A 1,148-nucleotide genomic window follows, 5' to 3' on the forward strand; every position below is an offset into this window, starting at 1 on the left:
GCTCCTTGGCCGCGCGGAGGGAGTCCTCCAGCACTCTTATCCCGTACCACTTCACAAACGCGCAGAGCAGGTCCACGCGGTCAGCCGTGGCGAGCTCTGCCCGCAGTTCCGCACCCAAACTTGGATCATCCGGCGCGTTAGTGATCAGCGCGGTCTCTGAGAGCGGCGTCAAGGGCCTGATGGCATAGACGCCAGGGGCCTCATGCTCAGCCAGCGCCAAGAGCTGCCGCGGACCCTCAACAAGAGCAGTCAGCGCACCGTCTACCTCCGCATCCGGCACGCTGCTGATCAGCGACTCCATGACCTGGTTGGCTGCGGCGACCCGCTTGTCATGCGGCAACTGAGCCAACCGACGCCCTACAGCCTCCCCGATGTACCGCGCCAGCACATGCGGCGACGACTCAGCACTGACCTCCGTATGAATCGGCTTCCACCCAGCCGAGTCCAACTGGTCGATCTGCGCCTGCATCCCCTCGGTGATGAGCTCCTCATACACACCCGCGACAGGCTGAGACAGATCCCTTGGCTGAACCACCCAGGCCCCCTCGATCACTCGTTGCACTGCGACCAGTTGTAACAGCCACCGCTCAGACGTCCGCCGGAGGGCATTGTCAGTGCCCTCTGGTCAGATAGTCCTACTAGGGTCCGTCTTCAAACGGATCTTGCCCAGAGCAGGAGTGACGCGAGACTGACCGCTGCCTCGTACGAGGTGGCGGTCTTGTCGTACCTGGTGGCGATGCCGCGGAAGCCCTTGAGACGGTTGAAACAGCGCTCGACGACGTTGCGTCGGCGGTAGATCTGCCGGTCGAACGCCGGTGGCCGACCGCCGCGGCGACCGCGGTTGCGGCGGTGTCGCTGCTGATCGTTCTTCTCTGGGATGGTGCACGCGATGCCGCGATTACGCAGGTAGGAACGTAAGCCTCGGGAGCTGTAGGCCTTGTCGGCGACGACCTGGTCGGGTCTGCAGCGCGGGCGGCCGAGGCCGGTGCGCGGGACCCGGATCCGTTCCAGGAGGGGACGTGCGCAGACGCTGTCGTGGCGTTCACCTGGGGTGAGCAGGACGGCGAGGGGACGGCCGCGGCCGTCGCAGGCGAGGTGGATCTTGGTGGTCAGTCCTCCTCGGGATCGTCCGAGGGCGTGATCGTCCG

Annotated in this window: 1 protein-coding gene and 1 pseudogene; both read right to left on the bottom strand. The window is 65.5% G+C overall.

Features of this window, described 5'->3' with window-relative positions; translation table 11 throughout:
* A pseudogene (locus tag ACFY9I_RS42595) lies at nt 1–469 on the bottom strand (DUF3427 domain-containing protein); the annotation flags it as partial.
* Between the two features lie 182 nt (nt 470–651).
* On the bottom strand, nt 652–1,148 hold a 497-nt coding region (locus ACFY9I_RS42600; protein ID WP_391012940.1), incomplete at its 5' end, for an IS5 family transposase.

Origin of the sequence: Streptomyces sp. NPDC012510 (genome assembly GCF_042955065.1) — a bacterium.
Taxonomy (GTDB): domain Bacteria; phylum Actinomycetota; class Actinomycetes; order Streptomycetales; family Streptomycetaceae; genus Streptomyces.